Source organism: Ruegeria sp. E5, from assembly GCF_056534105.1.
Genome location: NZ_JBQFPA010000007.1, coordinates 96,122 through 121,922, shown reverse-complemented (window position 1 = coordinate 121,922; position 25,801 = coordinate 96,122). Strand labels below are relative to the sequence as shown.

Here is a 25,801-nt window from a genome sequence, read left to right as displayed (position 1 = left end):
TCTGGTTGTGTTGTTAAGCACAACCTCGCAAGCCTTGGACAAGGCTACGAAGTTTCATTGCGCCGGCAGCTTATCACCGGGGTTGCGGGACCTGCAGAAACAATAAATCAGTAGGGGTAAGGGCAGGGTTCGCGTGCGAATCCGGTTCATGCGGACCAGCTAGAATCAGCGATCCGACTAACGGACGCGCCTGAGGTAAACGTAATAGGCGCCATCGCCGCCATGGCTGATATGTGCGGGTGTTACCTGCAGCACCGCTTGTGCAAGTGGCGGAATAGACAACCAGTGGGGCACCTGATTGCGCAAGACCCCACGCGGCGTTGGAATGGGTCCCGGTTCGTCCCGGTCCTTGCCCTTGCCGGTTATGACCAACACCAGCCGTTTGCGCTGTGCCTGTGCGGTCAGGATGAACCGAACCAATGCGGGATGGGCAGCGCTCATGCGCATCCCGTGCAGGTCCAGCTTGCCTTCGGGCTTGAGCTTGCCGCGTTTCATGCGACCAAAAGACTTGGTGTCCATCTGCACCGGATTTGCCCGCAAACCTTCGGTGATCGATAGCTTCAGGTTATTCCGTGACGGTTTGGTTGGCGCAGTCTGACCCAGTTCAAAGGCTTCGATCCGCGCCTTGGGCGTTTTGGTCGGTTTGGGCTTGGGCAAGGTAGTGGGGTGCACAGTCTGAGGCAGTTCGGGGTGCAAACGCTCAGCCTGTTTGGCGACCTTGCGCCACAAATCGATCTCATCCGCAGTCAGTTTGCGCCGGGTCATCAGAACTCATCCGGTAACAGGGCGTAAGCCCTCTGGATCGGCAACAGCACAACCATACGGCCGGGATCCTTCAAGCGACCGGCGGCCTGCCCGGCATCATCCCCTGTGCCAAAGAAAATGTCGGCACGTTGCGCACCCTTGATCGCCGATCCGGTGTCTTGTGCGATCATCAATCGGCGCAGCGGGTTTTTGCCATCCTTTTCTACCCAAACTGGCGCGCCCAAAGGTGTATAAGCCGGATCTGCCGCGATACTGCGCATCGTGGTCACTGAGCGGTTCATGGCGCCTAACGGTCCGAACTCGGGCGCGACACGCGTCACTTCACGGAAGAAAACATACGAAGGGTTGTGTAGTAACAGCTCAGCCCCGGCTTCAGGGTTTTTGCGTACCCAGGTCCGGATCATCTGAGCGCTGACCTGGTGCGCGCCCAGCGCACCCCGTCGGACCAGTTCCGCGCCGATCGAGCGATAGGGATGCCCATTCGCACCGCCATATCCAACCCGCAATGCACCGCCATCGGGCAGACGTATCCGGCCCGAGCCTTGAATTTGCAGAAAGAACAACTCAACAGGGTCATCGACCCACGCTATCTCAAGGCCCCGACCTGTCAGGGCGTCACCGGTCAGCAGGTCACGGCGACTGAGCCACTTGCCCGCCTCTCGCGCCTCGGGCGGCATCCGGTAGAGTGGATAGCGGTATTTGTCAGTTGGGGTTTTCGACCCATCCAGTTCAGGTTCAAAATATCCGGTGAAAAGGGCGTCATCGCCGTCTTCGACCAGAACAGGACGAAAGAACAGCTCGAAAAAAGCCCGCGCCGCGCCAGGTTCATAACTCTTAGCCACGCCACACAGCGCCTGCCAATCAGGATCGTCCAGATCACCACAGGTGTTCAGAAAAACCGAAAGGGCCGCCCCGTGATCGTCGGCGGCCCAGCCATCGAGGTCATCGAATGACAGGATGGATCGCGTCGCCTCGGCTCCGGCGGCGCTGGCAGTGGTCATGACGACCCCCAGAAATAGCGACCGGAGCGCTGCAATCATGCGTCCGTGGCAACAAGCAGCCAGTTCGGATCGTCCGCGCCCATGACACGGGCAAAGGTCCAGCTGTCCTTTTGGCGTTTGACGGTGTTCGGGTTGCCTTCGACAATATCCCCGCCGCGATCGCGCACGACCGACGTCAGCTCACCGATAAAGCGCATGGTGATCTCGGCCTGATTGGTATCCTTATCGAAGCTCGCATCGACCAGAGTGGTTTCACGCACCCCGATGAATTCGGCTTCGATGGTCAGACCTTTGTCTTCACGATCCGCAACAACCGATACAAAACTGTCGAATACTTCTTCGGACAGGAACGGCTGGATTTCGTCCAGATTGCCCTTTTCAAAGCCCATCACGATCATCTCATAGGCGCCGCGCGCGCCCTGTACAAATTCGCTGACAGAAAAACTGGGTTCGACCCGCTTCATTGCGGCCAATGTTTGCGCCTGTTCACTGTCTTCGGCCACATGGTCGGTGATGTCGTGATCTGGCCCGCCTTCAATCACTTCGAAATCACGGCGCGCGCCATTGGTATCAGGCTGTTGCTGAAGGGGCGGTTTCTCAAAACCTTCGCGTGTACCCAACACGCTTTTCAAGCGCAGGATCAGGAAAATGGCAATTCCGGCCAGCACCAGAAGCTGGATCAGGGGTGAGTTCATTTCGTCCTCTTTTCAGAACCCGGGCTTTGTATACGCTGCCCTCTGCCACTATGTAGGTGACAGTCGGGGCCAAGTCCACAGCCCGGACCATGCTAAAGGATACCGCAAATGTACTTGTTCTTGGCTTTTTTATTGGTTCCGATCATCGAGATCGCCCTGTTTATACAGGTTGGCGGTCTGATCGGGCTTTGGCCGACGCTTGCAATCGTGGTTCTGACCGCCGTTCTGGGCACGGTTCTGGTGCGGACACAAGGTCGCATGGCGCTGGCGAATTTGCAGCGATCCTTTGCCGAATTGGACGACCCAACCGAACCGCTGGCCCATGGGGCGATGATCTTGCTGTCCGGTGTTTTGCTGCTGACACCAGGGTTTTTCACCGATGCCATTGGTTTTGCGCTGCTTGTTCCCGGCATCCGGGTCGCAGTGTTCCACTATCTCAAGTCCAAGGCGACCATCACCCATTTTCAAATGGGCACCGGCGCACAATTCAGGTCGGGGCCAAACCCGTTTGATCAGGACGATGTGATAGATGGCGAATTCACCGAGGTTCGCCCTCGCCAGAACTCCGGAAAGCCGTCGAAGTGGGTGGAAGGCCCGCACCAGCATTGAGCTATCCGGCCCAAATTGCTAAGCAGTGCCGAATTTCAATTCCGGAGAAGTTTCATGGCTGACGAAAGCCCTGCAGAAAACACCGCCGCACAGGCAGCCCCTCAGATCCAGATGCGCGTTCTGGGACAGTTCATTCGCGACATGTCCTTTGAAAACGTCATGGCGCAAAAAGGCGTCTCAGGCGACGTACAGCCCGAGATTTCAGTTCAGGTCAATCTGGACGCAAAGAAACGCACGACCGAGCACCAGTATGAAGTCTCGATCAAGCTAAAACTGACATCCAAGGCCAAGGGCCTGGAAGACGTCCTGTTCCTGTGCGAAATCGACTATTGCGGCCTGTTCCACGTGGAAGGTGTGCCCGAAGATCAAATGCATCCGTTCCTGATGATCGAATGCCCGCGCATGCTGTTCCCGTTCCTGCGCCGCATCGTCAGCGACATCACACGCGACGGTGGCTACCCGCCGGTCAACCTGGATAACATTGATTTCGTGGCGCTCTATCGCAACGAACTGGCGCGCCGCCAGGCCGCCGCACAAGAGCAAAAAACCGACGCCTAAGGTTTTGGTCCGCGTCTGGTTCGGGTCAGGCGCGGGTCCACAGAGCGTTCTCGCCCAGCTTTTCAACAAATTTCTGATGTGCTGCGCGCTCATCCTCGGTGATCCGGGATGGCAGGGCATCGGGTCGCGCTGTCGGGCGCCATTCCTCACCACCGCCAGACGCTGCACTTGCCGACGTTGACAATCCAAAGTCGGGCTGACGGCCTCCGATCAGCTCCAGATACACTTCGGCCAGAATTTCCGAGTCAAGCAGCGCGCCGTGCAGCACCCTGTTTGAATTATCGATGCCAAACCGGCGGCACAACGCATCCAACGAAGCGGGTGACCCCGGAAACCGTTTGCGGGCAATGGCCAGCGTGTCGATTGCCTGATCCATCGGGATCAGCGACACCCCCATCCAGCCCAGTTCGGCGTTCAGAAACTTCATGTCGAACGAAGCGTTGTGGATCACCAGCTTGGCGTCACCCACGAATTCACGAAACCCTTGCCCAACCTTGGCAAAGACAGGTTTGTCCTTCAGCGTCACTTCGCCCTTTTCCGGCGGGCGCGGGTTTTCCAGCAGGTCGGGGCCGATGCCATGCACACCAAATGCCTCTTCCGGCATAGAACGCTCGGGGTTGATGTAGACGTGATAAGTTTCTCCTGTGGCAACGTGGTTCCACAGCTCAACCGCGCCGATCTCGACGATGCGGTCGCCGCTTTCGGGATCAAACCCTGTGGTCTCGGTATCGAGTACAATCTCACGCATCTGCCAACCCTGCCCGTATCTGCCTGACGATATCCTGCACCTGCGCGCGAGCATGGTCCAGAGTATCCGTGACAATCACGAAATCCGACCGCCCGCATTTCTCTTCGTTTGGCATTTGCTTGGAGCGAATCTGCTCAAACTGCGCCTCATTCATCGTGCCGCGCGCCATGACCCGTCTTTTTTGTTCTTCAGCAGAGATTGAAACACAAGCAACAGCATCCATCGCCGCATCACCACCGGTTTCAAACAACAGCGGAATGTCGAATACCAAGATATCGGCGGACGACGAAGAACGAAATGAGGCGCGATCCGCCGCTACCAGAGGGTGTACGATTTTTTCTATTGTTTTTAGCGCGTCAGGATTATCCGCAATGATTTGCTTCAATGCATCCCGGCTGACCGCATCCTCGGCAATGGCGGTGGGAAACGTAATCCGCATGGGCTCAACCGCAGCGCCGCCCTTTGCATAGAGCCGATGCACCGCAGCATCCGCATCCCAAAGCGCACAGCCTTCATCTGCAAACATCTGAGCGGTCGTGCTTTTTCCCATTCCGATTGATCCGGTGAGCCCCAGCGCAAAACTCATGCCAAGGCCGCCGCGCGGGTTTCCGCATCCACTTCTGGGCGAACACCGAACCAGCGTTCAAACCCGGGAACAGCTTGATGCAGCAACATTCCCAGCCCGTCGACCGTTGTACATCCAACCTCTTCCGCCTGTTGTAACAGATGCGTTTGAAGCGGCGCGTATACCAGATCGGTGACAACAGCGCCGGGTTGCAATCCATCCAGTGGAACGCGTAACTCTGGCTGCCCTTGCATACCCAAAGACGTAGTATTCACGACCAGTTCTGCGTCTTCGATCACATTTCCCGCCTGCACCCAGTCGACGACCGTAATCCGTTGGCCGAACTCTTCTTTCAAATGATCCGCACGGGTGCGGGTGCGATTGGTCAGCAGGATTTCAGGCACTCCGGCTTCTGCCAGCGCTTGAAGCACCGCCCGCGCAGCACCGCCCGCACCAAATACAACCGCAGGCCCATCCTGCGGGTTCCAATCAGGCGCACCGCTGCGAAGATTGGCCATGAACCCGTAGCCATCCGTATTATCCGCGTGAATTGAACCATCCTCGCGGAATACAAGCGTATTTGCCGCCCCGATGACTGAGGCACGGTCCGAGACATGATCCGCCAACCGCAAAGCAGCCTCTTTATGCGGTACGGTCACGTTGGCCCCAACAAACCCAGCCTTGGGTAGTGTCCGCAGAACGGTTTCCAGATCGGCTGGGGCGACATCCATTGGGATGTAGTGCCCCACCAATCCATAGGTTTTCAGCCAATGCCCGTGCAGTTTTGGCGAGCGGGAATGTGCGATGGGTTGCCCAATCACGCCGGCCAGAGGAACGCGATGCTCCGTCATTGATTGATCACTCCCTTCACGGCCAGAAAATTGAGCAGCTCTAACAGGGGCATACCCAAGACGTTAAAGTAGTCGCCGTCAATGGTGGCAAACAGGCGCACGCCTTCTTCTTCCAGTTTGTAAGCCCCCACTGCGTGCCGAATACTGTCCCAGTTCCGCGCCACGTAATCACGTAAATAAGCATCCGAGCTCGCCCGCATCCGCAAACGCACCTGACCTACATGCCGCCAGATGGGCTCACCATCCTGATAGATCACCGCCGCCGACAGCAACATATGTCGCTTGCCGCGCATTGCTTTAAGCTGCGCCAGTGCTTTTTCGGGTGTTTCCGGCTTCGACAGCATCTGACCTTCGAAATCCAGAACCTGATCGCAACCCAGAACCATAGCGCCGCGCACTTTGTCACTGATCTTACGTGCTTTCATTTCGGCAAGCGCATCGGCAACATCACGGGGCGAAGCTCCCTCAGCAATCAGGGCGCGTTTGGCTGTGTCTTCATCAACCCGCGCGATCTGAACCGAAAACGGGACGCCTGCGTTTCTGAGCAACTGCGCGCGGATCACGGACCCTGAGGCAAGGACTATGGGGACAGTCATGTGGAAAACCCCGTGTGCAAATCAATGAGTAGTCTCGAATGGTTTGTATGGCTTTACGGTTGACACGCAACCCCGGGAATTTGGCGCAAGACTTCCCCGAGTCGCCCGGATCCTGTCCAGACGGGACAAGGATAAGTTGGAATACTCGGATAAGCATCCCGTCCCGGATTGTTCCAATGGTTATCCACAATTCAGCCCGAGCTTTTATCTCATAATTTATTGTTATTAATCATTTTTTTTCTTGATCAACAGATTCTGCGCCGATGTGCTTCACTTTTCCCACCTGGGGAAAAAGGCAGGACAAAAAAGTAATCCACCGAATTTGACCTCCCTACAAAACCATCATCCTTTTTCTTTCTTATTTTTTTTATTAGGAGGGGTTCAGGTAAGCCCGGAATACCCAATGACCGATATTCTTTTCGCAATATACCCTTGGGTGAAATCGCTGCACATCATGGCCGTGATTTCATGGATGGCTGGTTTATTCTATCTGCCCAGATTGTTCGTGTATCACGTTGAAAAGGCGCAAGCCGTAGAGGGTGCGCAACAGATTTTCTTTGAAATGGAAGAAAAGCTGCTGCGTGTGATCATGCGCCCCGCAATGGTCGTGGCCTGGGTCTGCGGGCTGATCATGGTGTTCACGCCTGGTATCGTCGGATGGGACTGGAGCTGGCCCTGGGTCAAAGGCGCAGCAGTGATCGGCATGACATGGTTTCACCATTGGCTTATGGCTCGGCGCAAGGACTTTGCTGAGGGGCGAAATAAGCTGACTGGGCGGCAGTACCGCATGATGAATGAGGTTCCGACCGTTCTAATGGTTGTTATCGTTCTAGCGGTCGTTGTGAAGTTCTGAGGGCCTGTTTGACTCTTTTGAGGTAAGCGCTTATCTAACGCGTAACGCGCCCGTCCGGGCGAGGTATCTTCCGTTCTGAAATTCCACTCTGGTGCCGCGATCCAAGCGGCCGAGGTTCGTATCATCATGACAACTGAATCCCTGAATCTGGCCGATCTGAAGGCCAAAAGCCCCAAAGACCTTCTGGCGATGGCCGAGGAGCTTGAGGTCGAAAACGCCTCAACCATGCGCAAGGGCGAGATGATGTTTCAGATTCTGCGCGAACGTGCAGATGAGGGCTGGACCATCGGTGGCGACGGCGTGTTGGAGGTTCTACAAGACGGGTTCGGGTTTCTGCGCTCGCCCGAGGCGAACTATCTACCCGGACCGGATGACATCTATGTTTCGCCTGACATGATCCGCAAGCATTCGCTGCGCACCGGAGATACGGTTGAAGGTGAGATCAAAGCGCCCGATGAAAACGAGCGTTACTTTGCGCTGACAAATGTTACCAAGATCAACTTTGAAAATCCGGACAAGGCCAAACACAAGATTCTGTTCGACAACCTGACGCCTCTGTATCCGGATGAGCGTCTGAAGATGGAAATCGAAGATCCGACCATCAAGGACAAGTCTGCTCGCGTGATCGATTTGGTTTCGCCGATTGGTAAAGGTCAGCGATCGCTGATCGTGGCACCGCCGCGGACTGGTAAGACGGTGATCCTGCAGAACATCGCGCATTCCATCGAACAGAACCACCCGGAATGTTATCTGATCGTCCTGCTGATCGACGAACGCCCGGAAGAGGTGACTGACATGCAACGCTCGGTGAAGGGTGAAGTTGTGTCTTCAACCTTCGATGAGCCCGCGACCCGCCACGTGGCCGTATCCGAGATGGTGATCGAAAAAGCCAAGCGTTTGGTTGAGCATAAACGAGATGTTGTTATTCTTCTCGACTCGATCACAAGACTTGGTAGGGCATTCAACACTGTAGTGCCATCTTCGGGTAAGGTTCTGACCGGTGGTGTAGATGCAAATGCCCTGCAACGGCCCAAGCGCTTCTTTGGTGCTGCGCGGAACATCGAAGAAGGTGGTTCGCTGACCATCATCGCCACCGCCCTGATCGATACCGGCAGCCGCATGGACGAAGTGATCTTCGAAGAATTCAAAGGCACTGGTAACTCGGAAATCGTTCTGGATCGTAAGATTGCAGACAAACGCGTGTTCCCGGCAATCGACATCCTCAAAAGCGGCACCCGGAAAGAGGATCTGCTGGTCGACAAAGGCGATTTGGCCAAGACCTTCGTTCTGCGCCGCATCCTCAATCCGATGGGCACAACAGATGCAATCGAGTTCCTGTTGTCGAAGTTGAAACAAACCAAGACGAACGGCGAGTTCTTCGATTCAATGAACACCTGACAAGGTTCTGGCACTGACGCGGGGGCTATCAATGGATACGATATTCGCCCTGGCCAGCGCCCAGGGCAAAGCAGGCGTGGCTGTGATCAGGCTTTCTGGTCCGCAGGCGTATGCCTCCGCCAATGAGTTGTCTGGCGGGGGCCTGCCAAGGCGTGGAATGAGAGTACGAACACTCAGCGCGTCGGATGGATCGCGGTTGGACGAGGGCTTGGTTCTGACGTTTCAGGCCCCGTCCAGCTTTACCGGCGAAGACGTGGCCGAGCTTCAGATTCACGGAAGTATGGCGTCAGTCAACGCTGTGCTGACCTCTCTTTCGGATATGGACGATCTTCGGTTGGCCGAACCTGGTGAGTTCACGCGTCGTGCACTGGAAAACGGCAAGATGGATCTGGCGCAGGTCGAAGGTCTTGCTGATCTGATTGATGCAGAAACCGAAGCACAACGGAAACAAGCACAGACGATTTTGGCTGGTGCCATGGGCACACTGGCTGAAGGTTGGCGGCGTGATCTGATCCGTGCGGCGTCTTTGTTGGAAGCCGTGATTGATTTTGCTGATGAAGAGGTGCCGACAGATGTATCACCTGAGGTTCGGACGTTGATCTCTGGTGTGATGGCCGAATTGACCCAAGAAGCCAAAGGTGTTCGGATCGCCGAGCGCATTCGCACCGGCTTTGAGGTCGCCATTGTTGGCCTTCCGAACGCAGGGAAATCGACCTTGCTGAACGCGTTGGCAGGTCGGGAAGCCGCTATTACCTCGGAATATGCCGGGACAACCCGCGATGTGATTGAAGTTCGTATGGACTTGGACGGATTGCCTGTCACGCTGCTGGACACGGCCGGTTTGAGGCAAACCGATGATCACGTTGAAAACCTGGGAATTGAACTGGCGCGCAAACGGGCAGAGGCGGCCGATCTACGAGTATTTCTGTCGGATGAGCCTGATCAGCTAGGTGTACCGATGCAGGCAGATGACATTCATGTTCTGCCAAAATCTGACCTGCGTGAGCCCTTTTCCGGCGGTATATCGGGGAAAACCGGGCACGGGATTGACCAGTTGATAGACAACATATCGCGTGTACTGACTGTTCGAACAGCTAGCCATGGTATTGCAACGCGGGAACGTCACCGTATTGCGATGACTAAAGCATCGGACGCACTTGCGGCTGCGCGAGATGTTCTGGAATCAGGTCCGGACATGTATGATATAGCTGCTGAAGAGTTGAGAACGGCAATTCGGTCGCTTGAATCTTTGGTTGGCAGGATTGATGTCGAAACCCTTTTGGATGAAATCTTCGCAAGTTTCTGTCTGGGAAAATAGGGAGTGTTTCACGTGAAACATTCGAAATTTGATGTTGTCGTCATCGGTGCCGGACATGCAGGTGCAGAAGCCGCACATGCAGCAGCACGGATGGGTGCGAGCACAGCACTAGTCACTCTTTCCGAACGGGACATCGGTGTCATGTCTTGCAATCCGGCAATAGGTGGGTTGGGCAAAGGGCATCTAGTCCGCGAGATCGATGCACTAGACGGGGTCATGGGGCGCGTGGCGGACCGTGCGGGTATCCAGTTTCGCTTATTGAACCGGCGAAAAGGACCGGCCGTTCAAGGGCCGAGGGCGCAGGCGGATCGAGCCCTTTATCGGGCAGCAATGGCGGGGGAAACGCAAAAACAAGACAATCTGTCGGTGATTACCGGGGAAGTGGTTGATTTCCTAATGGATGGCGACCGCGTCACCGGTGTTAAACTGGCAGATGAATCCGAGGTCCCCGCACAGACAGTTATCCTGACGTCAGGTACATTTCTGCGCGGCGTGATCCACATAGGGGACGTTTCAAAACCAGGTGGCCGCATGGGGGATCGCCCATCGATCAGGCTGGCTGAACGCCTTGATGCCTTTGATTTGCCTACGGCACGACTAAAAACAGGTACGCCACCGAGGTTGGACGGACGAACCATAAATTGGGATATACTTGAACGACAGGATGGCGATGCAGAGCCAACACTGTTTTCATTCATGTCCCAAGCGGTGACAGCGCCGCAAATTGCCTGTGGAATAACTCATACCAATGCTCAGACGCACGGAATAATCGAGAAAAATCTATCGCGATCAGCAATGTATGGAGGTCATATTGATGGTGTTGGTCCCAGATATTGCCCTTCAATCGAAGACAAAATCGTCAGATTTGCGGAAAAGGAGTCACACCAGATATTTCTGGAACCGGAAGGCGTGCGGGATCATACGGTGTACCCAAACGGGATTTCAACGTCTTTGCCCGAAGATGTACAAGTCGAATATGTCCAATCCATCATAGGATTGGAAAACGCGGTAATCTTACAACCCGGATACGCGATTGAATACGACTACGTTGACCCGCGCGTTCTATCTGCGTCTTTGTCTGTGCCCGATGTTCATGGTTTATATCTTGCAGGACAGATCAATGGGACCACAGGATATGAGGAAGCGGCCGCGCAAGGCCTCGTTGCAGGTTTGAATGCAGCTCTGGAAACACAGGGGCGTGCGCCAATACATTTTACACGCTCAGACAGCTATATTGGCGTAATGATTGACGATTTGACAACACGAGGCGTTGCCGAGCCTTATCGGATGTTCACATCCCGTGCAGAGTTTCGCCTATCACTTCGCGCTGACAACGCAGATCAAAGACTGACCCCGATTGGTGAGCAGTTGGGCTGTGTGGGTGAACTCCGCCGCAAGGTTTTTGCTGAGAAATCAGAAAAACTTGTAAAGGCAAAGAACAAACTGACAGAGACCACATATACGCCAAAGCAAATTCGCGAAGCTGGTATCAGCATAAATCAGGACGGAAACCGGCGCGATGGAATGGCGGTTCTTGCTTTTCCAGAAGTATCGTTTGAAGACATGGTTTTACTCGAACCCGATCTACAGAATACAGACGATGAAATTCGCCGTCAGGTCGAGCGCGATGCGTTGTATGCAAACTATATTGCGCGCCAACAACGGGATGTCGAAGCAATGAAGCGCGATGAGGCGCATGAGATTCCTCGGGATTTCAATTATTTTGCGCTTGATGGTCTGTCGAATGAAATGAAGCAAAAGCTATCGCAGGCGAAGCCTGCGAATATTGCGCAGGCGAGTCGGGTAGAAGGTGTCACGCCTGCGGCTTTAACTCTCGTCCTGGCGAAGCTCAGGCGCGATGTGAAAGCCAGAAAAGCATGAGTTATCAGAACGCCGTCTCTGCGGAGGCTCTGGATGTTTCACGTGAAACATTCGAACGCCTGGTGATCTATGTATCTCTGCTTGAAAAATGGAACCCAAAAATCAATCTGGTTTCAAGAAATAGTCTTGAAGAGATTTGGATCCGCCATATCAAGGATTCCATTCAAGTTTTTCAGAACGCAGATCGCGTAGATCATTGGGTGGATTTAGGCAGCGGAGGCGGCTTTCCAGGCATGGTTTGCGCCATCATGGCAATTGAATCTGCGCCTGAAACGCGTTTCACATTGGTCGAAAGCGACCAACGTAAATCCGCATTTCTTCGAAGTGTGACCAGAGAGAGTGGCGCCAATTGTTCCGTGATCTCTCGTCGAATTGAAGCCATTGATCCCTTGCATGCGGACGTGCTTTCAGCTCGGGCTCTGGCTGATCTGACCACTCTAATGTCATTTTGTGACAGGCATTTAAGTAAAAACGGTACAGCGTTGTTGCCAAAAGGCGCAACCTGGAAAAAAGAGCTGGAAGATGCGCGCAAAGAATGGAAATTCGAGGCTGAACCCATTAAGAGTTCAACAGAACCCCAAGCCGTTATCCTGAAAATCAAAGGAGTTGCACGTGGTTGATCTGTCTCGTCCTGCTGGGCCTCGGATTATCGCGGTTGCCAATCAAAAGGGCGGGGTCGGGAAAACCACTACAGCGATCAATCTGGCAGCCGGATTGGCCGAGGCCGGATGCAAGGTTCTTGTGGTCGATCTCGATCCTCAGGGAAATGCCTCTACGGGTCTAGGGGTCGAAGATCGCGACTGGACGACATATGATCTTCTTCTCGACGACGCACCATTGGAAGCTGTGGTGCAGGAGACCGAGATCGGTAATCTTTTTGTGGTTCCAGCGACCGTAGATCTCAGCTCAGCAGATATTGAGCTGATCTCGAATGAAAAGCGCAGTTATTTGCTGCATGACGCGCTTCGACAGACTGCAATTGATGCCTTCGATCTGGACTTTGTGCTGATTGATTGTCCGCCGTCCTTGAACCTGCTCACCGTAAACGCAATGGTAGCAGCGCATTCCGTCCTTGTTCCATTGCAAAGTGAGTTCTTTGCGCTGGAAGGCCTGTCACAATTGATGTTGACCATTCGCGAGGTTCGTCAGACCGCTAATCCTGACCTCAGAATCGAAGGTGTTGTGTTAACGATGTATGACAACCGCAACAACTTGTCCCGTCAGGTCGAAAAGGATGCGCGTGACAATCTGGGTGAGATGGTATTTAAAACCAAGATACCCAGAAATGTGCGGGTCAGCGAAGCACCATCTTACGCGCTTCCTGTGCTGCAATATGATTCGGGTTCGCTCGGGGCGATGGCGTACCGGTATCTCGCCCGAGAGGTTATGCACAAGAACAACAAGGTAGCCATTTAAGTGGCCGTGAGGAGGGCAACATGAATGCCAGGAAAGGAAAACCCCGAGGACTAGGTCGCGGGCTATCTGCGTTGATGGCTGATGTCGCACCAGAAGCTGACGGTCGGATTGTATCTGAACCCCGCCGTCCGGATCTCACGGTACCGATCGAAAAACTGCAGGCGAACCCAGATCAGCCGCGCCGCCGTTTCGCGCAAGAGCAATTGGATGAGCTTGCGGCCTCGGTCAAGGAAAAGGGTATTATCCAGCCGCTGATTGTCCGCAGCATCGATGGTGGCCAATACGAAATCGTTGCGGGTGAACGGCGCTGGCGTGCTGCGCAGATGGCGCAACTGCATGATATTCCAGTTATTGTTCGCGAATTTGATGACACCGAAGTGCTTGAGGTCGCGATTATCGAGAACATTCAGCGCGCAGATCTGAACGCGGTGGAAGAGGCGGCAGGCTTTAAGCAATTGATGGATCGCTTTGGTCACACGCAAGAAAAGCTGGCCGAAGCGCTTGGTAAAAGCAGAAGCCATATCGCCAATCTGCTGCGTCTTTTGTCACTGCCATTGGACGTACAATCCCTTGTAATAGAGGGAAAATTATCCGCTGGTCATGCAAGGGCGTTAATCACGGCAGAGAACCCATCGGAGCTGGCGAAACAGGTGGTTCGTGAGGGCCTTTCGGTGCGTGCGACCGAGGCATTAGTGAAAAAGCAGCAAGGTGGGACGGATAAGCCGGCTCCGAAATCCAGAAACCTGAATGCTGGGAAGGACGCAGACACCCGAGCGCTTGAAAAGGATTTGTCTGCGATTCTGGCGATGAAGGTGACGATCAACCATAAGGCCGGATCTGAATCCGGGCAGGTTGTGTTGGCTTATGAGAACCTGGATCAGTTGGATGATCTGTGCGCAAAGCTCAGCCGTTAGGTCGGGTCCAGATAAAGAGCATCACAGCGCTGAGCACAATGGCCTGAATGATCAGGACGTGAGAAGGAACCGACAGTAGAACCGATAAACCAAATACGGCGGCAACCGAAAGGGTGGCCGCCTTTTTTGCGCCGGGTCTGATCGCGCCAGAGCTTTGCCAATCGACGATCATAGGGCCAAAGGTTCGATGGCTCAGCAACCAGTTATGTAGCCGTGACGATGAGCGGGCAAAAAAGAACGCAGCCAACAGAAGAAATGGCACCGTCGGCAGCAGCGGCAGAGCGACTCCGATCATGGCAAGCGCAACGCATAACAACCCCAATCCGGCCCAGAGAAATTGCATCTGTTACTCCAACAGCTCTCGGATTACCGCATTGAGCACGGCGCGCCCGTTTGAAGTTGCGCGCAATTGATTGCGATCAAGGGTTAGCATGCCCAGATCGATCAGTGAATCAAGTTTGTCATGCGAAAGTTCTTCACCTGCAAGCCGAGTATATCTGTCTATATTAAGGCCCTCGACCAAACGCAGACACATCATAAGGTATTCTGAGGCTTGTTCACGTTGGCTAAGCTCGAACCGATTGCTTTCGCCGTGCCCGTTGGAGGCAGCCTTCAGCCATTTGTTTGGTGAAAGGTGAGTTTCTGTTGCGAATTTTTGGCCACCCTTTGTGATCCGCCCGTGCGCGCCGGGTCCAATACCGATGTAATCACCATAGCGCCAATAGATGAGGTTATGCCGTGATTCCGCTCCGGGCCGGGCATGGTTTGAAATCTCATAGGCAGGCAGCCCATGCGCTTCGCAGATTTCCTGCGTCGCCAGATACATATCCGCAGCGTTGTCATCCTCGGGCAAACCGCGCAGTTTGCCCAGGGCATAGCGATCACCAAAGGCTGTGCCTTCCTCAATGGTCAGTTGGTATAGCGACAGGTGATCAACTGCCATCGATAGGGCTTCGGTCAGCTCAGCACGCCAGGCGTCCAGAGTTTGATGCTGGCGGGCATAGATCAGATCAAAGCTCACACGGTCAAAGCAAGAGCGCGCGATATCGAAGGCAGCGCGAGCCTCGGCAACCGTGTGAATGCGCCCCAGACGACGCAGGTCATCGTCGTTCAAGGCCTGAACACCCATCGAGATGCGGTTCACGCCCGCATCATGATAGGCCGCGAACCGCCCGGCCTCGACCGAGCCTGGATTGGCCTCAAGCGTGATTTCCATATCGTTGGCCGATCGCCAAAGGGCGCGGGCCTTGTCGATGATGGCTGCGACGGTCTCAGGCGCCATCAGTGATGGAGTTCCGCCGCCAAAGAAGATTGTGTTCAAAACCCGGTCAGGAGTTTCGATGGCCGAGCGGCTCAGTTCACTGAGATAACACTCAAGCCATTGTTTTTGATTAATATTCTTGGAAACGTGGCTGTTGAAATCGCAATAGGGGCACTTGGCCTCGCAAAAGGGCCAATGCACATAAAGGCCAAAGCCCCCGTTTCGCCAATCATCCGCCAAAGCAGCCTTTCACGAACATCTCCACCGCGCGCCCGCGATGGCTGATCTTGTTCTTTTCCCAGCGATCCATTTCGGCAAAGGTAATGTCGTGCCCCTCAGGGACAAACATCGGGTCATAGCCGAACCCGTCCTTGCCACGGATCGGCCAAGTCAGGTGACCGGTCGCGATTCCCTCGAACACTTCGTCATGCCCGTCGGGCCAGGCCAGAACCAGAGTGCAGCGAAACTGGGCCATACGCGGGTGGGGGGCGTTTTTCGCCTCTAGCTCATTATGGGCGCGAGTCATCGCCATCAGGAAATCGCGGCCACTGCCGGTTTCGGCCCAATCGGCGGTGTAAACACCGGGTGCGCCATCCAATGCATCGATGGTGATCCCGGAATCGTCCGACAAGGCAGGTAGGCCGGTCGCCTTTGCAGCTGCGTGGGCTTTTATCCGGGCGTTACCGACGAAAGTGTCCTCGGTCTCTTCCGGTTCGGGCAGGTTCATTTCGCCCGCGCCGACAACCGTTACGCCAAAGGGCTCAAGCAGATGCGCCATCTCCTCGAGCTTGCCTTTGTTGTGGGTGGCGACCAGCAGTCGATCACCTTCGAACCTGCGAGTCATGCGGTTGCAGCTTTCTGGGCAGCAGCAAGTTCGCTCACGCCTTTCTCGGCAAGGTCCATCAGTTGATCCATTTGCGCGCGGCTGAAAACGGATCCTTCGGCGCTCATCTGCACTTCGATCAGCTTACCCGAGCCGGTCATGATGAAATTGCCGTCAACGCCAGCTTCGCTATCTTCGGGATAGTCCAGATCTAGCACGGGCTGACCAGCATAAATTCCGCATGAAACGGCGGCAACAGGGTCTAATAAAGGGTCAGAGATCACATCGCCTGTTTTCATCAGCTTGTTCACGGCCAGACGCAGCGCCACCCAACCGCCAGTGATCGAGGCACAGCGGGTGCCGCCGTCGGCTTGAATGACATCGCAGTCAACAGTGATCTGCCGTTCTCCCAAGGCAACCCGGTCTACACCGGCGCGCAAGGCGCGGCCGATAAGGCGCTGGATTTCCACGGTGCGTCCGCCTTGCTTGCCGCTGGCAGCCTCGCGCCGCATCCGCGTATTGGTCGCACGGGGCAGCATGCCATATTCAGCGGTGACCCAACCCAGGCCCGAGCCTTTGATGAACGGTGGCACGCGATCCTCGATTGTGGCGGTGCATAGCACATGGGTGTCGCCCATCTTGATCAGGCAAGAGCCTTCGGCATATTTGGTGAACCCCGTTTCAATTGAAACGGCGCGCATTTCGTTTAGATCACGTCCTGAGGGTCGCATGAGAAATCCTTTATCTGCTGGGTTGGGGATACCGTCCTGCGGCGTTACGATGCAAGCCCGATTGACCTTTCATTTGCCTGCGATTTAATGACGATCCAGCAGAGGGCCGCCGATGAGCGAAGCAAGCAAAATTCTGGATGAGATGAATGACCGGTCGCGTGAGGTGTTCCGGTTGATTGTCGAAAGCTATCTGGAAAGCGGTGAACCCGTGGGCAGCCGGACTCTGACGCGCACATTGTCCGAGAAAGTCAGTGCTGCGACCGTACGCAATGTGATGCAGGATCTTGAATTTCTGGGTTTGCTCGACAGTCCGCATGTCAGCGCTGGTCGAATTCCAACACAGCAGGGGCTGCGCATGTTCGTGGACGGATTGCTGGAAATGGGCGATCTGGGTGCGGATGATCGGCAGAAGCTGGACGAAACACTAGGCTCTAACGCAGGCGATGTGGGTGGTATGCTCGATCGCGTCGGCGCGGCGCTATCACACGTGACACAAGGGGCTTCGCTGGTTCTGACGCCAAAGCATGAGGCCGAGATCAAGCATATCGAGTTCGTCTCGCTTGGTCATGACCGGGCCTTGGTGGTTTTGGTGTTTTCGGACGGGCAGGTAGAAAACCGGCTGTTTACACCTCCGCCTGGGCAAACACCCAGTTCGATGCGGGAGGCCGCGAATTTCCTGAATGCGCTGATCGAAGGACGTACGCTTGGCGAAGTGCGCCGTCAGATGCTGTCACAGATCGACGCGCGGAAACAGGAAATCGATGTTCTGGCGCGTGAGATGGTCGAGAGCGGCATTGCCGCTTGGGACGGGGACGGCGGCGACTCGGCCCGGCTGATCGTGCGCGGGCGGGCGAATCTGTTAAATGAGCCGGGTCAGGCAGAAGAACTTGATCGAATCCGCACCCTGTTTGACGACCTTGAACGCAAACGCGATATCGCCGAATTCCTTGAATTGACCGAAGAAGGCGAAGGTGTGCGCATTTTTATTGGCTCTGAGAACAAACTTTTCTCACTTTCGGGTTCCTCTTTGGTGGTGTCTCCATATATGAACGCTGATCGTAAGATAATCGGTGCGGTTGGGGTCATTGGACCCACACGTCTGAATTACGGGCGAATCGTACCAATCGTGGATTATACGGCGCAACTGGTCGGCAAGCTGATTTCCGACCGGAGCTAGAGGGTAAGAGATGGCAGAGCCCAAGAACGAAGATTTTCTGGACGACATCATGTCCGCCGAGGCGGAAGAGTTTGCCGAAGATTTTGCTGAGATCAGCGATGAGGCGCTTGAGGTCGATCAACTGCGTGCTGAGCGCGATGATTACAAAGACAAGTTCATGCGTGCGCTGGCCGATGCCGAAAATGCGCGCAAGCGTGGCGACAAGGCGCGTCGGGATGCGGAACAATATGGCGGGTCAAAACTGGCCCGCGACATGCTTCCGGTTTACGACAACATGAAACGCGCGCTTGAGGCCGCAACCGATGAGCAGAAAGAGGTTGCCGCCGGCTTACTGGAAGGTGTCGAGTTGACCATGCGCGCGCTGAAGGATGTGTTCCAGAAGCATGGGATTGAGGTGATTACGCCTCAGGTCGGGGACAGGTTCGACCCGAATGTGCATGAGGCGATGTTCGAGGCCCCGGTGCCCGGAACCAAGGCCGGCGACATCATTCAGGTGTCGGCAGAAGGCTTCATGCTGCACGACAGGTTGTTGCGACCGGCGCAGGTTGGGGTGTCATCAACGCCCGCAAGCTGAACAGTTCCTGGGTCAACCGGGTTCGAGGCGGTCAGGATCTGGCCGCCTCTTTCAGTTTGTAGATCAAGTCCAAGGCTTCGCGGGGGCTGAGTTCATCTGGAAGGATGGTTTCCAGCATATCAGCAACGGGCGAGGTTTTTGGCGCAGGAGGAGGCGGCGGCGCAGCTGAAAACAGGGGCAGATCGTCGATCAGTGCTTTCTGCTTACCGCCTTCACGTTCGGTTTTTTCTAATTGATCCAACACGATACGGGCGCGGTCCACAACCGAGGCGGGCAAGCCAGCCAATTGTGCAACCTGGACGCCGTAAGACCGATCGGCAGCGCCTTTATGTACCTCATGCAGAAAGATGACTTCACCCTCCCATTCTTTGACTGCAACGGTCGCGTTTTCTACACCGTTCAGACTTCCAGCGAGTGCAGTTAATTCGTGGTAGTGGGTGGCGAACAATGCGCGGCATTGGTTTGCCGCGTGTAGGTGTTCCAATGTGGCCCAGGCAATGGAAAGGCCGTCGTAGGTCGCGGTGCCTCGGCCGATCTCATCAAGGATGACGAGCGCGCGGTCGTCGGCCTGATTCAGAATAGCTGCGGTTTCGACCATTTCGACCATAAAGGTCGAGCGGCCCCGCGCCAGATCGTCTGACGCTCCGACGCGGCTGAACAATTGACTGACTAATCCGATTTGCGCCTGTTCTGCCGGAACATAGCTGCCCATCTGCGCCAGTAGGGCGATCAGCGCATTCTGGCGCAGGAAGGTTGATTTACCGGCCATGTTGGGACCGGTGAGCAACCAAATTGCAGCGCCTGCATCGGCGCTCAGATCGCAGTCGTTGGCGATGAAAGCATCGCCGCTTTGCTGCCTCAGGGCATGCTCGACCACCGGGTGACGGCCTCCTTTGATGTCGAATGCGCGTGACCCGTCGACCTTTGGACGGCACCAGCTTTCGCCGCGAGCCAGATCGGCGAGTGCAGTGGTCAAATCCAACTCAGCCAGTCCGCGCGCGGCTTGATTCAATCGGGCGGCAAGATCCAGAACAGCCCCAGAAAGCCTTTGATAGAGCCGCTTTTCGATCTCTAGCGCGAGATTTCCAGCATTCAGAATCCTTGTTTCGATCTCGGACAGCTCGACCGTGGTGAAGCGCACCTGATTGGCGGTGGTTTGGCGGTGGATATAAGTCTCGCTAAATGGCGGGTTCAACATTTTCTCGGCATGGGTTGCCGTGGTCTCGATGAAGTAGCCAAGCACATTGTTGTGTTTGATCTTCAGTGACGTGATGCCGGTATGCTCGGCGTATTTCTGTTGGAAACCTGCGATGACCGAACGGCCCTCGTCACGCAAGGTGCGCGCTTCGTCCAATTCGGTATCAAACCCGGGGGCGATAAAGCCGCCATCGCGGGCCAGCAAGGGTGGTTCGGCAACCAATGCTTCGTCCAGCAAGGTCAACAGATCGTCAAATCCGACAAGGTTCTGGACGGCAGTGGCCAGCAGAACAGGCAGATCCTGTGAGGCACAGGCTTCGGCGATTGTTGCGGCTTGTTCCAATCCATTGCGGATAGCGGCCAGATCACGCGGGCCGCCTCGATCCAGCGAAAGACGAGACAAAGCGCGATCCAGATCGGGTGTTTTGCGTAAAGCTTCGCGCAGATCTGAGGCGATCAGGCTATCTTCGACCGCTAAAGATACTGCGTCCAGTCGGGCGTGGATCACATCCAGATTACGCGAGGGGCTGGACAGTCGCTGTTCCAGAAGTCTTGCGCCACCTGGCGTTACTGTTCGGTCGACCACGGACAGCAGCGACCCGGCGCGTCCACCAGACAGTGACCGGGTCAGCTCCAGATTGCGTCGCGTTGCGGCGTCGATCTGAACCACGCGATCCTCGGATTCCTTCAGGGGAGTTTGCAGCAGGGGCAGTTTGCCCTTTTGCGTGATCTCCAGATAATCGATCAGCGCGCCCATGGCCGAAACCTCGGCGCGCCCGAAGTTCCCGAATGCATCCAGAGCGCCCACGTGAAACAACCCGCAGATGCGTTTCTCGGCTGCAGCGCTGTCAAAACTGGCGCGTCCGACAGGCGTAAGCGATATGCCAAGGTCCATGACGGTTTCATGCAGCTTTTCCTCGGACCCATCGGCCACGATCAGCTCAGATGGGGCCAGCCGAGCGAGTTCAGGGCTCAACCGGATTGACGTCAGCGGCATCACGTGAAATGCACCGGTTGAGATATCGGCCCAGGCCAGTGCGGCTTCGTCCCGAACCTCGGCATAGGCGGCCAGAAAGTTGTGCCGCCGCGCCTCTAGCAAGGCATCTTCGGTCAGTGTGCCGGGCGTCACCAGACGCACAACACCGCGCTTTACCACCGATTTAGAGCCTCTTTTCTTGGCTTCCGCCGGGCTTTCCATCTGCTCGCAGACCGCGACGCGGAACCCTTTTCGGATCAGGGTCAGCAAGTAGCCCTCGGCAGAATGCACCGGCACGCCGCACATCGGGATATCGTCGCCATTGTGTTTGCCGCGCTTGGTCAGCGCGATATCCAACGCCTCAGCCGCGTTCACCGCATCCTCGAAGAACATCTCGTAGAAGTCGCCCATGCGATAAAACAGCAGGGCATCTGCATGAGCCTCTTTGATCTCAAGGTACTGCGCCATCATCGGCGTGACTGTGGACAAATTCGGCCCCCTTCTGGCGTGTTCCGGGCGCGACCTTACAAATCCCGCATCTTCAGTAAAAGGTGAAAACTCATTCTCGTTGAGGCGCGGCCCCGCCTGCGTTATGAGGCAAAAGCCCCAAAGTCATGGAAACGACCTGTAAGATGCCCAAAGCGAAGATCACCAAAGAAGAGGCGCTGGCCTTTCACCTAGACCCGACCCCCGGCAAGTGGGAGGTGCAGGCCACCGTACCCATGACCACGCAGCGCGATCTTTCGCTAGCTTACAGCCCTGGCGTTGCGGTTCCCTGTGAAGCCATCGCTGAAGCACCAGAGACGGCGTATGACTATACAAACAAAGGCAATCTGGTTGCCGTGATCTCGAACGGTACCGCCGTTCTGGGCCTTGGAAATCTGGGTGCGCTGGGCTCAAAACCGGTGATGGAAGGCAAATCGGTCCTGTTCAAGCGGTTCGCTGATGTGAACTCGATCGATATCGAGCTGGATACCGAAGACCCGGACGAGTTCTGTCGCGCTGTGCGCCTGATGGGCCCGACCTTTGGCGGAATTAACCTTGAGGACATCAAAGCGCCCGAGTGTTTCATCATCGAACAACGCCTGAAGGAAGAGATGGATATCCCGGTCTTCCACGATGACCAGCATGGCACAGCAGTGATTTGTGCGGCGGGCCTGCTTAACGCATTGCACATCTCGGGCAAAAAGATCGAAGATGTAAAAATCGTCCTGAACGGGGCAGGCGCTGCAGGAATTGCCTGTATCGAACTGCTCAAGGCCATGGGTGCACGGCACGAGAATTGCATCGTCTGCGACACCAAAGGCGTGATTTATCAGGGCCGGACCGAGGGCATGAACCAGTGGAAGTCGGCCCATGCCATCACGACTGATCTTCGCACTTTGGAAGAGGCCATGAAGGATGCGGATGTATTTCTGGGCGTGTCGGTCAAAGGGGCGGTGACACAAGACATGGTCGCCAGCATGGCTGACAATCCGGTGATTTTCGCCATGGCGAACCCTGACCCGGAAATCACCCCGGAAGAGGCGCACGAGGTGCGCGTTGATGCGATCGTCGCGACGGGCCGTAGCGATTATCCGAATCAGGTGAATAACGTTCTGGGTTTTCCTTACCTGTTCCGCGGTGCGCTGGATATTCATGCCCGTGCGATCAATGACGAGATGAAAATCGCCTGCGCCCATGCTCTGGCGCGATTGGCACGTGAAGATGTTCCGGATGAGGTTGCCATGGCCTATGGCAAGTCGCTGACTTTTGGGCGCGACTACATCATTCCAACGCCTTTTGATCCGCGCCTGATCCACCGTATCCCGCCTGCGGTTGCCAAGGCTGGTATGGATACCGGCGCGGCGCGACGTCCGATCATCGATATGGACGCTTATGAGCTGAGCCTGAAATCCCGCATGGACCCGACGGCCAGCATCCTGCGCGGCTTGAATGCGCGGGCGCGTCAGGCGCAAAGCCGGATGATCTTTGCCGAGGGTGACGATCCGCGCGTATTGCGCGCGGCCGTTATGTACCAACGCTCGGGCTTTGGTAAGGCTCTGGTTGTGGGCCGGCCAGACGACGTAAAGGAAAAGCTCGAAGCCGCTGGTCTTGGGGACGCGGTGCGTGAAATTGATGTGGTGAACGCCGCCAATACCGCGCATCTCGAGGCCTATAAGGATTTTCTGTATCAGCGCCTGCAGCGTAAGGGCTTTGATCACAAAGATATTCACCGCCTCGCTGCACGGGATCGACATGTGTTTTCGTCTCTGATGCTGGCGCATGGTCATGCGGATGGTCTGGTGACCGGGGCAACGCGCAAGTCGGCCCATGTTTTGGACCGCATCAACCATGTGTTTGATGCCGATGCCGCCCATGGTGCGGCTGGGGTTACCGCCTTGCTGCACAAGGGACGGATTGTTCTGATTGGCGACACTTTGGTGCATGAATGGCCGGATGAGAACGATCTGGCCAATATCGCTGAGCGCGCCGCAGCCGTGGCGCGCCACATGGGGCTAGAGCCCCGGGCGGCCTTTGTCAGTTTCTCGACCTTCGGTTACCCGGTGTCTGAACGTGCTGAGAAGATGCACCGCGCCCCGGCAGTGCTGGACGAGCGCGGCGTCGATTTCGAGTACGAGGGCGAGATGACGGTTGATGTGGCCCTGAATGTGGATCAGCAGGAAGCCTATCCGTTCCAACGACTGACTGGACCTGCCAATATCCTGATTGTTCCTGCACGACACTCGGCCTCGATTTCGACCAAACTGATGCAGGAAATGGGCGGCGCCACCGTGATCGGCCCGATCCTGTCCGGCGTCGACAAGCCGATCCAGATCTGTTCGACGGTCTCGACCGCAAATGACATTCTGAACATGGCCATCCTGGCCTCCTGTGATATCGGGTAAATCATGACAATCTGGAACCTTGGCTCAATCAACGCGGATATGGTCTATGCCCTGCCGCATTTGCCCGAAGCGGGTGAGACACTGGCGGCCAGCGGGCTACAGAGGTTTCTGGGTGGCAAGGGCGCCAACATGTCTGTGGCGTCTGCACGAGCCGGATCGCGGGTATCCCATATCGGCGCGGTGGGCGCGGATGGCCTTTGGGCACGGGACCGGCTGACCGAATATGGCGTGGACACGCGGCATATTGCCGAGGTGGATGTGCCGACCGGTCACGCCATCATCGCAGTAGATGCGCAGGGTGAAAACCTGATCGTTCTGTATCAAGGCGCCAACCATGCCATCTCGAACGACCAACTTGGGCAGGCGTTGTCCTCGGCGGTTTCAGGTGATCTTCTGGTGATGCAGAACGAAACCAATGCGCAGATTGAGGCCGCTAAACTAGGTTGCGAAATGGGGCTGACTGTCTGCTACGCCGCCGCCCCATTTCAGGCAGACGCAGTGCAAGCGGTTTTACCGTATCTGGATTTTCTGATCCTCAACGAAGTCGAGGCCGAGCAATTGCAGGATGCAACGGGTCTCGCCCCTTCAGACCTGCCGGTCGAACATGTGATCGTCACCTTTGGCTCAAAAGGTGCGCGCTATTATCAGCAAGATCATCAACCCCAAGCGTTTCAGGCCCATAAGGTCAACGCTGTGGATACCACCGGGGCAGGTGACACATTCACCGGCTATGTGTTGGCTGGAATGGACCGGGGTATGCCGATGGCGCAGGCGATTGCCCAAGCAAACCGCGCCGCGGCCCTGATGGTCACGCGGCACGGCACTGCAGATGTCATTCCTGATCTGAAAGAGGTGCGCGAAGCGCAGTTTGACTAGGACCCTGCAAAGGGCGCTTCGTTGCCCCACAATTGTTTGACCCGCGCATCGCGACCGCAGGCTTCGCGGTAGGCCTTATAGGCGTTCTTTTGGCGCTTGGGGCCAAAGCGGGTCAGTACCAGCTTGCTACCCTTGTAATAATCCTGGTGATACGCCTCGGCTGGATAAAACGTTCCGGCTTGCAGGATGGGCGTGACCACAGTCTGCCCCAGCGCGTTTTGTGCGCTGGTCTTGGCTTGCTGTGCCTGCGCCTTTTCCCCTTTGTTAGAGACGAAAATTGCTGTGCGATAGCTGTCGCCGCGATCGCAGAACTGGCCACCCGCATCCGTGGGATCGACTGAGCGGAAGAACATGTTCAGCAAGGTTGCACGGGAAACGCGGGCGGGATCGAAGGTGATCTGGACCGCCTCGTAATGCCCTGTTCCGCCTTTCGAGACCTGATCATAGGTGGGACTATCCGTCTTGCCACCGGTATAGCCCGAGACCGCGCCGATCACGCCGGGCACGGACTCGAAATCGGATTCCACGCACCAGAAACAGCCACCGGCGACTGTTAGCGTTTCAGTGCCAGCGGCCGGAGCAGGTAAGGCGCGCAGCATTGCTGCCAACAAGATCAGCACGAACAGAAGTGAAGGTTTCAGGCAATCAAGGTAAGTGATCCGGGTCATGGCAGGTCTCCTTCCGAAACCAAGCTGCCCGCAGATTTTTGTGCTTGCAATGCGCTGACATGATTTGTAACGCGCTGGTGAGACGAGTTTATCAGCCCAGCAGCTGCCCCAGCTTCATCGCAACACCCATGTTGCCCGAGATTTTCAGCTTGCCCAGCGCAACCCCGGTCATTGGGTTCAGCTTACCGGTCAGCAACTTAGAGAGGTTCTCGCGCGAGATGCGGATAGTGCAGTCTGTGTCCCGATCCTGGGTTGAGGCAGTATTCTCCGCCAGAACGATCACGCCCTCGTCGCCACAATCGAACTTAAGCGATCCGTCAAAGCTTTTGCCGTTCAAACCCTTTTGAATTCCGTCGGCGATGTCTTGCAGCATTATTCGTCCTTCCCTGATTGACGTATGCGTAAAGACAATCGCCTGATCCGGGCAAGCCCGACCCGACGGAAACCCGGCAAAGAAAAACC

General features: G+C 55.9%; 27 protein-coding genes. 13 read left to right on the top strand and 14 right to left on the bottom strand.

The genetic code is table 11. The features are described 5' to 3' along the window. Positions 1 to 177 precede the first annotated feature (177 nt). The 3 genes from ACR0BI_RS21065 to ACR0BI_RS21055 are packed head-to-tail and all read right to left on the bottom strand — an operon-like array spanning position 178 to position 2,461. On the bottom strand, positions 178 to 765 hold the full coding sequence (locus ACR0BI_RS21065) for a Smr/MutS family protein (RefSeq protein ID WP_480562832.1): 588 nt from the start codon (positions 763 to 765) through the stop codon (positions 178 to 180). Continuing rightward, on the bottom strand, positions 765 to 1,805 hold the full coding sequence (gene mltA / locus ACR0BI_RS21060; protein ID WP_480562833.1) for a murein transglycosylase A: 1,041 nt from the start codon (positions 1,803 to 1,805) through the stop codon (positions 765 to 767). The genes ACR0BI_RS21065 and mltA overlap by 1 nt, the downstream gene beginning before the upstream one ends. Then, positions 1,802 to 2,461 (bottom strand): Tim44/TimA family putative adaptor protein, encoded by a 660-nt coding sequence (locus ACR0BI_RS21055; protein ID WP_480562834.1) that lies wholly within the window; start codon positions 2,459 to 2,461, stop codon positions 1,802 to 1,804. Before ACR0BI_RS21055 ends, mltA begins: the two co-directional genes overlap by 4 nt. Positions 2,462 to 2,569: 108 nt before the next feature. Here ACR0BI_RS21055 and ACR0BI_RS21050 point away from each other — a divergent pair, with 108 nt between their 5' ends. Further along, positions 2,570 to 3,070 carry an FxsA family protein gene (locus tag ACR0BI_RS21050; protein ID WP_480562835.1) on the top strand — a complete coding sequence of 167 codons (501 nt, stop codon included), beginning with the start codon at positions 2,570 to 2,572 and terminating at the stop codon, positions 3,068 to 3,070. Positions 3,071 to 3,124: 54 nt separating this feature from the next. Further along, on the top strand, positions 3,125 to 3,628 hold the full coding sequence (gene secB / locus ACR0BI_RS21045) for a protein-export chaperone SecB (RefSeq protein ID WP_170399455.1): 504 nt from the start codon (positions 3,125 to 3,127) through the stop codon (positions 3,626 to 3,628). A gap of 25 nt (positions 3,629 to 3,653) precedes the next feature. Here secB and dnaQ read toward each other — a convergent pair whose 3' ends face one another. From dnaQ to ACR0BI_RS21025, 4 genes are read right to left on the bottom strand one after another with little or no spacing between them, the layout of a single operon-like run. Continuing rightward, entirely contained in the window at positions 3,654 to 4,376 is a 723-nt protein-coding gene (gene dnaQ / locus ACR0BI_RS21040; protein ID WP_170399452.1) for a DNA polymerase III subunit epsilon, read from the bottom strand. Next, the gene (gene coaE, locus ACR0BI_RS21035) at positions 4,369 to 4,962 is read right to left on the bottom strand and encodes a dephospho-CoA kinase (protein ID WP_170567300.1); all 594 of its coding nucleotides are present in this window, start codon (positions 4,960 to 4,962) and stop codon (positions 4,369 to 4,371) included. Before coaE ends, dnaQ begins: the two co-directional genes overlap by 8 nt. Next, complete coding sequence (locus tag ACR0BI_RS21030; RefSeq protein WP_170399446.1) at positions 4,959 to 5,792, bottom strand: shikimate dehydrogenase; 834 nt, start codon at positions 5,790 to 5,792, stop codon at positions 4,959 to 4,961. Before ACR0BI_RS21030 ends, coaE begins: the two co-directional genes overlap by 4 nt. Then, positions 5,789 to 6,388, bottom strand: a complete 600-nt coding sequence (locus ACR0BI_RS21025; RefSeq protein WP_480562836.1) for a Maf family protein — start codon at positions 6,386 to 6,388, stop codon at positions 5,789 to 5,791. The genes ACR0BI_RS21030 and ACR0BI_RS21025 overlap by 4 nt, the downstream gene beginning before the upstream one ends. Before the next feature lie 403 nt (positions 6,389 to 6,791). On the opposite strand from ACR0BI_RS21025, the gene hemJ reads away from it, so the two are divergent. The 7 genes from hemJ to ACR0BI_RS20990 all read left to right on the top strand — a co-directional run bounded on the left by hemJ (position 6,792) and on the right by ACR0BI_RS20990 (position 14,168). Further along, positions 6,792 to 7,241 carry a protoporphyrinogen oxidase HemJ gene (gene hemJ / locus ACR0BI_RS21020; RefSeq protein WP_170399440.1) on the top strand — a complete coding sequence of 150 codons (450 nt, stop codon included), beginning with the start codon at positions 6,792 to 6,794 and terminating at the stop codon, positions 7,239 to 7,241. A 126-nt stretch (positions 7,242 to 7,367) separates the two neighbouring features. Then, positions 7,368 to 8,639: a transcription termination factor Rho gene (gene rho / locus ACR0BI_RS21015; RefSeq protein ID WP_170399438.1), complete on the top strand. Its 1,272-nt coding sequence runs from the start codon at positions 7,368 to 7,370 to the stop codon at positions 8,637 to 8,639. A 31-nt stretch (positions 8,640 to 8,670) separates the two neighbouring features. After that, positions 8,671 to 9,957 (top strand): tRNA uridine-5-carboxymethylaminomethyl(34) synthesis GTPase MnmE, encoded by a 1,287-nt coding sequence (mnmE, locus tag ACR0BI_RS21010; RefSeq protein WP_480562837.1) that lies wholly within the window; start codon positions 8,671 to 8,673, stop codon positions 9,955 to 9,957. A 12-nt stretch (positions 9,958 to 9,969) separates the two neighbouring features. Then, positions 9,970 to 11,838, top strand: coding sequence for a tRNA uridine-5-carboxymethylaminomethyl(34) synthesis enzyme MnmG (gene mnmG, locus ACR0BI_RS21005; RefSeq protein WP_480562838.1), 1,869 nt, complete (start codon positions 9,970 to 9,972; stop codon positions 11,836 to 11,838). Next, on the top strand, positions 11,835 to 12,458 hold the full coding sequence (gene rsmG, locus ACR0BI_RS21000; protein ID WP_170408802.1) for a 16S rRNA (guanine(527)-N(7))-methyltransferase RsmG: 624 nt from the start codon (positions 11,835 to 11,837) through the stop codon (positions 12,456 to 12,458). The genes mnmG and rsmG overlap by 4 nt, the downstream gene beginning before the upstream one ends. Then, on the top strand, positions 12,451 to 13,254 hold the full coding sequence (locus ACR0BI_RS20995; protein WP_170408801.1) for an AAA family ATPase: 804 nt from the start codon (positions 12,451 to 12,453) through the stop codon (positions 13,252 to 13,254). The genes rsmG and ACR0BI_RS20995 overlap by 8 nt, the downstream gene beginning before the upstream one ends. Positions 13,255 to 13,274: 20 nt before the next feature. Then, positions 13,275 to 14,168 (top strand): ParB/RepB/Spo0J family partition protein, encoded by an 894-nt coding sequence (locus tag ACR0BI_RS20990; RefSeq protein ID WP_170399423.1) that lies wholly within the window; start codon positions 13,275 to 13,277, stop codon positions 14,166 to 14,168. Here ACR0BI_RS20990 and ACR0BI_RS20985 read toward each other — a convergent pair. Genes ACR0BI_RS20985 through rph form a run of 4 tightly spaced genes read right to left on the bottom strand, consistent with a single transcriptional unit; the run spans position 14,158 to position 16,983 of the window. Continuing rightward, on the bottom strand, positions 14,158 to 14,511 hold the full coding sequence (locus tag ACR0BI_RS20985; RefSeq protein ID WP_170408799.1) for a YbaN family protein: 354 nt from the start codon (positions 14,509 to 14,511) through the stop codon (positions 14,158 to 14,160). The genes ACR0BI_RS20990 and ACR0BI_RS20985 overlap by 11 nt on opposite strands. Before the next feature lie 3 nt (positions 14,512 to 14,514). Then, the gene (gene hemW / locus ACR0BI_RS20980; RefSeq protein WP_480562839.1) at positions 14,515 to 15,669 is read right to left on the bottom strand and encodes a radical SAM family heme chaperone HemW; all 1,155 of its coding nucleotides are present in this window, start codon (positions 15,667 to 15,669) and stop codon (positions 14,515 to 14,517) included. Continuing rightward, positions 15,659 to 16,273, bottom strand: coding sequence for an RdgB/HAM1 family non-canonical purine NTP pyrophosphatase (gene rdgB, locus ACR0BI_RS20975; protein ID WP_170664238.1), 615 nt, complete (start codon positions 16,271 to 16,273; stop codon positions 15,659 to 15,661). The genes hemW and rdgB overlap by 11 nt, the downstream gene beginning before the upstream one ends. Then, positions 16,270 to 16,983 (bottom strand): ribonuclease PH, encoded by a 714-nt coding sequence (gene rph, locus ACR0BI_RS20970; RefSeq protein ID WP_480562840.1) that lies wholly within the window; start codon positions 16,981 to 16,983, stop codon positions 16,270 to 16,272. Before rph ends, rdgB begins: the two co-directional genes overlap by 4 nt. A gap of 112 nt (positions 16,984 to 17,095) precedes the next feature. Here rph and hrcA point away from each other — a divergent pair, with 112 nt between their 5' ends. Together hrcA and ACR0BI_RS20960 are read left to right on the top strand one after the other, a co-directional pair. Next, a complete protein-coding gene (gene hrcA, locus ACR0BI_RS20965) occupies positions 17,096 to 18,160 on the top strand; it encodes a heat-inducible transcriptional repressor HrcA (protein ID WP_170399408.1) in 1,065 nt (354 codons plus the stop codon). A 10-nt stretch (positions 18,161 to 18,170) separates the two neighbouring features. Further along, positions 18,171 to 18,734, top strand: a complete 564-nt coding sequence (locus ACR0BI_RS20960; RefSeq protein ID WP_170399405.1) for a nucleotide exchange factor GrpE — start codon at positions 18,171 to 18,173, stop codon at positions 18,732 to 18,734. A gap of 31 nt (positions 18,735 to 18,765) precedes the next feature. Here the strand turns inward: ACR0BI_RS20960 and mutS are convergent, their stop codons facing one another. After that, complete coding sequence (gene mutS / locus ACR0BI_RS20955) at positions 18,766 to 21,378, bottom strand: DNA mismatch repair protein MutS (RefSeq protein WP_480562870.1); 2,613 nt, start codon at positions 21,376 to 21,378, stop codon at positions 18,766 to 18,768. Positions 21,379 to 21,539: 161 nt separating this feature from the next. Between mutS and ACR0BI_RS20950 the strand changes: the two genes are divergently transcribed. Continuing rightward, positions 21,540 to 23,795, top strand: coding sequence for an NADP-dependent malic enzyme (locus ACR0BI_RS20950; RefSeq protein WP_170426333.1), 2,256 nt, complete (start codon positions 21,540 to 21,542; stop codon positions 23,793 to 23,795). 3 nt (positions 23,796 to 23,798) lie between these two features. Then, positions 23,799 to 24,671 (top strand): ribokinase, encoded by an 873-nt coding sequence (locus ACR0BI_RS20945; RefSeq protein WP_480562841.1) that lies wholly within the window; start codon positions 23,799 to 23,801, stop codon positions 24,669 to 24,671. On the opposite strand, the gene msrA is transcribed toward ACR0BI_RS20945, so the two are convergent. Continuing rightward, positions 24,668 to 25,339 (bottom strand): peptide-methionine (S)-S-oxide reductase MsrA, encoded by a 672-nt coding sequence (gene msrA / locus ACR0BI_RS20940; RefSeq protein WP_170399396.1) that lies wholly within the window; start codon positions 25,337 to 25,339, stop codon positions 24,668 to 24,670. The genes ACR0BI_RS20945 and msrA overlap by 4 nt on opposite strands. 91 nt (positions 25,340 to 25,430) lie before the next feature. Continuing rightward, on the bottom strand, positions 25,431 to 25,712 hold the full coding sequence (locus ACR0BI_RS20935; protein ID WP_170408793.1) for an SCP2 sterol-binding domain-containing protein: 282 nt from the start codon (positions 25,710 to 25,712) through the stop codon (positions 25,431 to 25,433). Between the last annotated feature and the right edge of the window lie 89 nt (positions 25,713 to 25,801).